This is a genomic window from Streptomyces sp. MnatMP-M17, assembly GCF_900091995.1.
Lineage (GTDB): Bacteria > Actinomycetota > Actinomycetes > Streptomycetales > Streptomycetaceae > Streptomyces.
The window spans coordinates 1-9274 of the sequence record NZ_FMDK01000534.1; the positions used below are offsets into that span (position 1 = coordinate 1).

Here is a 9274-nt window from a genome sequence, read left to right on the forward strand (position 1 = left end):
GCCGAGGTCCTTCGGCTCGCCGTCCTTGCCGCCCTCGCCACTGCCCTTCTTGAACGACTTACCGAGGCTCAGCCCGCCCGACGCCTCGGTGGTCGTCTTGGTGATGTCGACGTCCGGCATCCGCTCCGGATTGGTCCGCTCCATCTGCGACATGGCGCTGTTGCTACAGCCGACCTGGCTGATGGGTGAGACGGGACTGCCGACCATGGCGCGGCAGAAGTCCTGCTGCTTGAGCGCCTCGGCGAAGGCCTTGGCGTCGGCGAGATTGGCCTCCAGATCGGCCTGCGGATTGTCGCTCTTGTGGCTGCCGAACATCCACTGTCCGCCCTTGCCGCTGCCCTGGGTGTACGTACCGCTCAGCGAGGCGCTGCCGCCCCAGTCCTTCAGTCCCGGGATACCCGCGGAGACGCTCGCCGTGACTCCGACACTGCTGTCCGTGACGCGCTCCACGGTGACCGTGCCGTCGGACCACTGCTGGACCTTGAGCTGGTCCGAGCCGCTGATCTTGATGAAGAGGATCTGGATCACGACCGTGTCCTTGGTCTGATCCTGCGACAGCAGACACTTCGCGGGCTGGAACGGATCGTTGGGAGGTACGACGGGATCCTCGCCCTCGCCTCCGCCGCCGTCGTCCCCGGCTCCGCCGTCACCGTCCTCGCCCGAGGCGCACGCGGAGGCGCCATCGGCCGCATGAACGATTCTGCATACCGCGTTCCTCAGCCCGACCGCCTCGTCCTCGGGCACCGTCAGCCCCACGATCGCCGCCACGACCAGGGCCACCACCCCGATCACCGCGACATACTCCACGCCGCCCTGGCCTTTGTCGCCATGAGCTCTGCCGCCATGGGCATGCCAAACCGGGAGACCTTCGGTGCCTCTCACCATCCACTCCTCGTCCCACGCCGTAACCGTTCCCCCGAACGGGAGGCAGCGTAAGAACGAAGCCGGGCCCAACGGCAGGGTCCTCGGACCCACCTATGGGCCCAAGATCGGGTGTGTGCATACTCGGTATGGTTCACTTCGGGGGTTCGTTCGATTTATGACCACATCTCAAACAGGCATACGCAGGGGGAGAGTTGCCCGGAAAACGTAGTAGAACGGGCGCGGCCATGGTGGCCGCGCTGCTCACCGCGGGACTTGTCACGGGGGCCGGCCCAGGGGCGCGGTCCGGCTCCGGCGCCGGTTACGGCTCCGGTGTGGCGGCACAGCAGGATTTCGCCGCGAAGGCGCGCAAGGCACAGGGCGAGCCGTCCGTGGTCACTCTGATCACCGGCGACCGTGTCCATGTGGACGCCAAGGGCCGGGTGACCCGGATCCAGCCCGGCAAGGGCCGTGAGCATGTCCGTACCACCGTCAGGCGCGTCGGGGACAGCACCTATGTCCTGCCGGCCGACGCGTCCCGGCTGGTGGCCCAAGGCGCCCTCGACCGGCGGCTGTTCGATGTCACCGGTCTGATCAGGGACCGGTACGACGACGCGCACCGCGGGACGCTGCCGCTGATCGTGTCGTACACCAAGGACACCGAGGACAAGGCGCGGGCCAAGTCGGCGATCTCGGCCGCGGACGTCTCCGTACGGCGGAGTCTGCCCGCGGTCAAGGGCGAGGCGCTCACCGCGCCCAAGACCGGCTCGTCCGAGGCGTGGCACGCACTCACCGCGCCCGTCGCCGGTCAGCGGCTGGCGCGCGCCACGGCACCCGGTGTGGCACGGGTGTGGCTGGACGGCAGGCGCCACGCGAGCCTGGACAGGAGCGTTCCGCAGATCGGTGCTCCGACCGCCTGGCAGGCCGGATACGACGGCGCAGGCGTGAAGATAGCCGTGCTGGACACCGGTGTGGACGAGACCCATCCCGACCTCAAGGGCGTCGAGGTGGGCCAGAAGGACTTCTCCGGATCGGGCAGCACCGTCGACCGTTTCGGCCACGGTACGCATGTCGCGTCGATCGCCGCGGGCTCGGGAGCCAAGTCCGGCGGGAAGTACAAGGGCGTCGCGCCCGGTGCGCGGATCCTCGACGGCAAGGTCCTGGACGACTCGGGCTCCGGCTCGGACTCCGGGATCATCGCGGGTATGCAGTGGGCCGCCGACCAGGGCGCCAAGGTTGCCAACCTCAGCCTGGGCGGAATGGACACCGTCGAGACGGATCCGCTGGAGGCGGCCGTCGACCGGCTCTCCGCCGAGAAGGGCATCCTCTTCGTCATCGCGGCGGGCAACGAGGGCCCGGCCGCCGGCACGGTGGGCTCGCCGGGCAGCGCGGCCTCCGCGCTCACCGTCGGCGCGGTCGACCGGGCCGACAAGATCGCCGGTTTCTCCAGCGTGGGCCAGACGGCCGACGGCTCGCTGAAGCCGGACCTCACCGCGCCCGGTGTGGACATCGTCGCGGCGAAGGCGGCCCAGGGACAGCTCGGGGACCCGGCGGCCGACGGCTATGTGTCGATGTCCGGTACGTCCATGGCGACTCCGCATGTGGCGGGCGCCGCGGCGATCCTCGCTCAGGAGCACCCGGACTGGACCGGACAGCGGATCAAGCAGACGCTGACGGCCTCGGCCAAGCCGACCGCCGGGCTGACGGCGTATCAGCAGGGCACCGGACGTACGGATGTGGCCGCGGCGATCACCCAGACCGTGGCCAGCGAGCAGACCTCGGTGAACTTCGGTCTCCAGCGGTGGCCGCACACCGACGACACTCCGGTGACCCGGCAGATCACCTACCGCAACAGCGGCACGGAGCCGGTCACGCTCGATCTGTCGCTCGACACGGCGGGACCGAAGGGACAGCCCGCTCCGGCCGGATTCTTCACGCTCGGCGCGCAGCAGGTCACCGTACCGGCGGGCGGCAGCGCGAGCGTCGATGTCGTCGCGGACACCAGGACCGGCACGCAGGACGGCACCTTCTCCGGTTCGGTCGTCGCTTCCGCGAGCGAGGGCAGCCAGCGCGTCCGTACCTCCTTCGGCGCGGTGCGCGAGGTGGAGTCGTACGACCTCACGCTGAAGTTCATCGACACCAAGGGCAAGCCCGCACGGGCGGGCTCGATGGTGTACGGACACACCGGCGACTTCTGGGAGGACCTGTTCGACAACGACGGTGACGGGACCGCCAAGATCCGGGTGCCCAAGGGCAGTTATCTGGTCGAGGCTCCGGTCGAGACCTCCAAGGGACCCAAGGCCGATCCCGACATCGCCCTGATGGTGGCGCCGAAGCTCTCGGTCACCGCGAACTCCACGGTCACCTTCGACGCCCGAAAGGCGAAGCCGCTGAGCATCACGCCGCCGGAGACCGCGACCAATGTCGACGCGTATCTGAACTACGCGCTGGAACTGCGGAGCGGCGGCATCGGCAGCTCCTGGTTCCTGGACGGCTTCACGGGCTTCAGGACCGCGCAGGTCGGCGCGGCGCTCACCGCCCGGGACTTCAGCTCCCAGGTCGGCGGCACCTGGCAGAAGGGCAGTACCAGCTACAACCTGCTCTACAACCGCGCCGGTTCGCTCCACACCGGGTTCAGCCACAAGGCGGCCAAGAGCGAACTGGCCCTGGTGAATCTGCGGATCGGCGCCTCCGCGAAGTCCCAGCGAGGCGCGATCAATCCCTTCTGGAACGCGACGGACTTCGGCGTCGGTACGGTCACCAGGCCGTTCGCCCTGCCCGCGACGGCCAAGACCTATGTCACCGTGCCCAAGGGCTTCACCTGGGGGTTCGGTGTCGAACAGCAGGGCGCCACGGCGGCCGGCGGCTATGCGTTCTTCGGGCCCGACGCGGTGCGGACGTACCTGGCGAAGAAGACGTACACGCACACCTACAACGTCGGGGTGTTCAGCCCGAAGGTCGACGCCAACAACAACGCGCTCCGGTTCCAGAACGAGATGGCGGTCTGTATTCCCGAATTCACCGATGGCGCCGGGCACTTCGGCCAGTCCTCGGTGACCAAGCAGCACACCGTGATCACCGCGGGCGGCAAGAAGCTCGTCGACAACCGCGACGGACTCTGCGCGTACAGCGACGCCCTGCCGACCGCGTCGGCCGCGTACCGGATCAGTACGGACGTGTCCCGTTCCACCAAGGTGGCCGGAGTCAGCACGCGGATCGTCGCGGGCTGGACGTTCACCTCGAAGAGGCCGGCGGGTGAGACCGTGGTGACGCTGCCGCTCTCCACCGTCCGCTTCGCTCCGAAGCTGGATCTGGGCAGCGCCGGCGCCAAGGGCAAGAAGCTCACGGTCCCGCTCAACATCCAGGGTCCGGCGGCGGGCAAGGGCTTCAAGTCCCTTTCCGTGCAGGTCTCCTACGACGGTGGCACCAAGTGGGCCAAGGCCACGGTCACCACAGCCAAGGACGGCAGGCGGAGCCTGACGCTGAGCCACCCGAAGACGGCCACCTCGGTCTCGTTCAAGGCGAAGCTCACGGACAAGAACGGCCATGTGTACGACGTGACTGTCGTCAAGGCGTATCTGCTCAAGTAGCAGGAAACGGCGCCGACTTGGCGATGCGTTGATCCCGCCCCCGCCTCGCACCGAGGCGGGGGCGGTCGCGTGCCGGGGGCTGTCGCATACGCCGACACCTCGATCTACTCGCTGAACGGGCACCACGTCCAGGACGTCGTGCTGGGACTGCGGGTCAAGTCCGATCTGTCGGATCCGATGACGGTTCTGCTGACCGTCGCCCAGAACCGCTTCCTGCTGAACTCGCTGCGAGGCGAGGGCTTTCTGAATATGCGCCTCACCGATACCGAGGCCAAGGAAGTCGTCGGTATCGATCCCGTCCGGCATGTGTTCGAGGACTGTATCGCCTCACGGCCCTGTGTGATGGGGCGTGACGACCACGGCGATTTCCACTGCTCGACGCACAGCACGCTTTTCCTGCCCGCTCTGGTCAAGGGTTCGGCCCTGTGGAAACGCGTCATGGAAGGACTGACGTTCTTCGGCGTCGCCGAGGAGAATCTGAGCGCCGTCACCGCGTTCCGGCTGGACATGGTGCAGCGGCCACGGTTCACCGGTCAGCTGTTCTCCACGACATCGACCACTCCCGGCACCTATGGATTCCTGCTCGGCGACGCCGCCAACGCGATCCATTTCTGGCCGGGCCGCGGACTCAACACCGGCCTCGCTTCGGCCACTTCCCTGGCGCGGTCACTCGACAACGCCTGGCGCGGAAGAGCCTTCCGCGACGCCGATTTCCTCCGTCATGAAGCGGCGATGTCGATGCTCCAGTACCGGCAGAAGAGCCGCGCCTGGAAAGCGATGGTGGCCACCGACGAAAACGGGACCACGCACGCGATCAAGGACCAAATAGCCCGGAGCATCGAGAAGGCCGCGGGCGCGGACCTCGACAAGGACGCGGACATCGAGACGCTGATGACGCAACTGCGCGAAATCCGCGGCCGGCTCTCGCCGCGCATTCCCGGTATGCCCGACGACACCACACTCCGGGACCATCTGCGCACCCTGAAGAGCGAAACGCTGCGAACCCTGCTGGAAGGCGGAGCCTGGGACACACTGATCATGGGCGGCGAAGAGGTCGACATCGACATCTTCTACCGCAAGGACACCCCGGTCCCGACGCCTCAGAAGAACCCCTGACCCACACCCCGCACACCGCGCTCCACCCACGAACGTACCCGCCCCGGCCCACGCCGGGGCCGGGCCCGGGGCCGGGGCGGCCGACACCGGGCCGTACGCCTGCCGCCGATACTCGGTGGCCCTCCGGGCGGCTGCCCGGCAGGGTGATCACATGGTGACACCGGAAACCGGGTTTCTGCCGGGCCTCGAACTGTCGCGGATCCTCTACGACGAAGCGGTACGCCCGCTCCTCGACGAGGAATATCCGGGACTGCGGTATGCCGCCGCGCGGGTCGGCGCGGGATCCGAGGTACTCGGTTTCGACACGGCGCGGTCGACGGATCACGAGTGGGGGCCGCGGCTGAATCTCTTCCTGACACCGGAGGAAGCCGCCCGGCACGGATCCGGTCTGCACCGGCTGCTGGCGGAGCGGCTGCCGAAGCAGGTACGCGGCTGGCCGACGCACTTCCGTCACCGCGACCCGGAAGGTCCGGTCGGTCATATGGCGCCGACGGACGGCCCGGTGAACCACCGTGTCTCGGTGGACGACGTCGGCGGCTGGCTGCACACCCGGCTCGGCCTCGCACCCGGATCCGGCGAACCGACCGTCCGGGACTGGCTGGCGATGCCTCAGCAGAACCTCGCCGAGTTCACGGGCGGCGCGGTGTTCCACGACGGACTCGGCACACTCACCGCGGCACGGCGGCGACTGGCCTGGTATCCCGATCAGATCTGGCGCTGGCTGCTCGCCTGCCAATGGCAGCGCGTCTCCCAGGAGGAGGCATTCGTCGGACGCTGCGCCGAGGCCGGGGACGACCTCGGTTCCGCGGTGGTCGCGGGACGGCTGGTACGGGATCTGATGCGGCTCTGCCTGCTGCTGCACCGGCGCTACGCACCGTACGGCAAGTGGCTGGGGACGGCGTTCAGCAGGCTGCCGGTGGCCGGAGAACTGTCGGTGTCCCTCCGGAGCGCGCTGGCAGCGGTGGACTACCCGGCAAGGGAACGTCATCTCTGCGACGCGTACGAGACCGTGGCCGCGCTCCAGAACGAGTCAGGACTGACCGAACCACTGGACCCGACGCGCCGGCCGTACCACGACCGCCCGTTCCAGGTCCTCCACGCCGAACGCTTCGCCCAGGCCCTGGCGGCGACGCTCACCGATCCTGAGCTACGAGTCCTGCCGCTGACCGGGAGCGTGGACCAGTGGACGGACAACACGGACCTCCTCGGACGCCAACGCCCTCTGCGCGCAGCCATCGAGGCACTCCTCTGAAGCCCCGGCCGGCGCTCCTCCTCGGCGATCCACAGGGAAAACCACAGGGTGGGACGGCGCAGCGCGTCGTCCGTCACCGGATCGGCGCATCAGGCACTGGTCCTGCCGCAACTGCCCGGCGGCGGTGTCCTCGTACCAGTCGTAGTCGCTGCCGACCGGCTCGATCGCCGGTGCGGCGTACCGGCCGACCAGTTCCGGGCCGGCGCCCACGCTCGTCAGTACGGCCACGGCGAGCAGAGGCGGGAGGATCCGGGCGGACAGCAGAGATCGTCGTGATATGGGTATGGACGGCCTTGATGGGTGTCCGGCTCGCGGCGTACGACACCGGTAAGCTGTGAGGTACGTCACAGTGCTGTGGGTGGACCGTGTCGGTTGTTCGGGACTTGGTGCCGGCAACGGCCCGCCCCTGTCGGCCGATTCGAGGATGTCCTGTCGACGGGCCGGGCGGAGCCTCACCTCGGGCCGTCCCCGGGCGACTTAGGCCACCCTTCCCTGCGGGCAGGGCGCCTGGTACAGATGGTGGTGTTCCGCCAGCACACCGGAAGTCTCACCATGAACCAGGACAACGCCACCGGCCTCATCCCTTTCACGATCGACCTGACCATCGAGGAAGCCCGGCGACGGGCCGAGGTCGTGGCCGCGCTCGGGCCCGACTGGGACCCGGTGGCCGTCCTCCAGGGCGAGGACGAGGCATACGCCCTTCTCTACTCGGGCCTGGACGCCGAGCAGCAGCGCACATATGACCTGCTGGTGGCGGCCGGTGTCCTGCCGGGGGAGGAGCCGGGCCGTGCGGCTGCCCATTGATCCACAGGCGGACCTCGCCCGTCGCGCCTGGGTGGCCTGCCCCATCTGCGACGACGCCCGCTCCTGCGCGACCTGCGCCGACCGCCGCAATTGCGGCGAGCACTGGCGCTATCTGATCTCCAACGACGGGCCGGTCGTCCACCTCCAGTGCCCGCAGTGCACGCACGCATGGTCACTGAACACCCGCCCCGACCTCCCTCGCCCCGGCGACAGCGCCCGCTGCCTCTGACGAATCGGCGGCTGTGCGATGGCAGCGTTGGACGTGCCTTCGGCGCCTCTTGAAGCGCGAGGGAGCTCACGCCGACGACGATCTCGGCGCACGGATCGACCGGAACATGGCCGGCGTGGACTCGCCCTCGCGCCGGCACCCGCCGGGTTCAGCGCACGTCGACGTAGTCGCCGGTGGCCACGCCGTACGCGCCGCTGGGGATGCTGGCGGATGTCTTCGAGAGCGCCTACGGGCAGTGCTCGGCCCCGGGGGTCACGCTGCGGTAGCACTCCCACCCGGCGCGAAGTCCCGGAGAAGGTCCGCGCATGCCACCGCCCCCGCTCCTGATCCGCATTCGTGCAGGTCAGGGAGGAGGCGGCGGCCCTTGTGGATCAGATGTCGCGGAAGATCTCGATCTGCGCGCCCACCGAGTTGAGGCGTTCCGCCAGGTCCTCGTAGCCGCGGTTGATGACGTAGACGTTGCGCAGGACGGAGGTGCCCTCTGCCGCCATCATGGCCAGCAGGACGACCACGGCCGGGCGCAGGGCGGGTGGGCACATCATTTCGGCGGCTCGCCAGCGGGTGGGGCCCTCGACCAGGACTCGGTGGGGGTCGAGGAGCTGGAGCCGGGCGCCCAGACGGTTGAGGTCCGTCAGATAGATGGCGCGGTTGTCGTAGACCCAGTCGTGGATCAGCGTCTTGCCCTGGGCCACCGCCGCGATCGCCGCGAAGAACGGCACGTTGTCGATGTTCAGGCCCGGGAACGGCATCGGGTGGATCTTGTCGATCGGGGCCTCCAGCTTGGAGGGCCGTACGGTCAGATCCACCAGCCGGGTGCGGCCGTTGTCGGCGGAGTACTCGGTGGATCTGTCGTGGTCGAGCCCCATCTCCTCCAGCACCGCCAGCTCGATCTCCAGGAACTCGATCGGCACCCGGCGGATCGTGAGCTGGGACTCGGTGACCACGGCGGCGGCGATCAGGCTCATCGCCTCGACCGGGTCCTCGGAGGGCGAGTAGTCCACGTCCACGTCGATGCTCGGCACCCCGTGCACGGTCAGTGTGGTCGTGCCGATGCCGTCGACCCGTACGCCCAGTGCTTCCAGGAAGAAGCACAGGTCCTGGACCATGTAGTTGGACGAGGCGTTGCGGATGACGGTCGCGCCGTCGTGGCGCGCGGCGGCCAGCAGGGCGTTCTCGGTGACGGTGTCGCCGCGCTCGGTCAGCACGATCGGGCGGCCCGGACTGATCGAGCGGTCCACCTGGGCGTGGTACAGGCCCTCGGTCGCCGCGATGTCCAGCCCGAACCGGCGCAGTGCGATCATATGCGGCTCGATCGTGCGCGTACCGAGGTCGCAGCCGCCCGCGTACGGCAGCCGGAAGCTGTCCATCCGGTGCAGCAGCGGGCCGAGGAACATGATGATGGAGCGCGTACGGCGGGGCGCC

8 protein-coding genes are annotated in these 9274 nt (G+C 68.8%); 6 read left to right on the plus strand and 2 right to left on the minus strand.

The genetic code is table 11. The annotated features are described in order from the left end of the window. Window positions 1-885: hypothetical protein (locus GA0115259_RS23390; protein ID WP_141716663.1), on the minus strand; the 885-nt coding region annotated here is incomplete at its 3' end. 191 nt (window positions 886-1076) lie between these two features. Here GA0115259_RS23390 and GA0115259_RS23395 point away from each other — a divergent pair. The 6 genes from GA0115259_RS23395 to GA0115259_RS23425 all read left to right on the plus strand — a co-directional run bounded on the left by GA0115259_RS23395 (window position 1077) and on the right by GA0115259_RS23425 (window position 7852). Continuing rightward, window positions 1077-4451, plus strand: a complete 3375-nt coding sequence (locus GA0115259_RS23395; RefSeq protein WP_256098105.1) for a S8 family peptidase — start codon at window positions 1077-1079, stop codon at window positions 4449-4451. Between the two features lie 69 nt (window positions 4452-4520). Further along, entirely contained in the window at window positions 4521-5567 is a 1047-nt protein-coding gene (locus tag GA0115259_RS23405) for an FAD-dependent monooxygenase family protein (RefSeq protein WP_237540433.1), read from the plus strand. A 151-nt stretch (window positions 5568-5718) separates the two neighbouring features. Then, the gene (locus GA0115259_RS23410; protein ID WP_093600653.1) at window positions 5719-6819 is read left to right on the plus strand and encodes a DUF4037 domain-containing protein; all 1101 of its coding nucleotides are present in this window, start codon (window positions 5719-5721) and stop codon (window positions 6817-6819) included. A gap of 48 nt (window positions 6820-6867) precedes the next feature. Next, window positions 6868-7095 carry a hypothetical protein gene (locus GA0115259_RS23415; RefSeq protein WP_093600656.1) on the plus strand — a complete coding sequence of 76 codons (228 nt, stop codon included), beginning with the start codon at window positions 6868-6870 and terminating at the stop codon, window positions 7093-7095. Between the two features lie 276 nt (window positions 7096-7371). Then, on the plus strand, window positions 7372-7623 hold the full coding sequence (locus tag GA0115259_RS23420; RefSeq protein WP_093600662.1) for a DUF6400 family protein: 252 nt from the start codon (window positions 7372-7374) through the stop codon (window positions 7621-7623). Next, complete coding sequence (locus tag GA0115259_RS23425) at window positions 7607-7852, plus strand: hypothetical protein (RefSeq protein WP_093600659.1); 246 nt, start codon at window positions 7607-7609, stop codon at window positions 7850-7852. The genes GA0115259_RS23420 and GA0115259_RS23425 overlap by 17 nt, the downstream gene beginning before the upstream one ends. A 371-nt stretch (window positions 7853-8223) precedes the next feature. Here the strand turns inward: GA0115259_RS23425 and GA0115259_RS23430 are convergent. Continuing rightward, window positions 8224-9274 (minus strand): UDP-N-acetylglucosamine 1-carboxyvinyltransferase (locus GA0115259_RS23430; protein ID WP_093600665.1); only part of this gene is annotated, 1051 nt, incomplete at its 5' end.

Coding starts and splice junctions, on each gene's coding strand:
- GA0115259_RS23410 (WP_093600653.1), top strand. CDS start 5,719: ATGGTGACACCGGAAACCGGGTTTCTGCCGGGCCTCGAACTGTCGCGG.
- GA0115259_RS23420 (WP_093600662.1), top strand. CDS start 7,372: ATGAACCAGGACAACGCCACCGGCCTCATCCCTTTCACGATCGACCTG.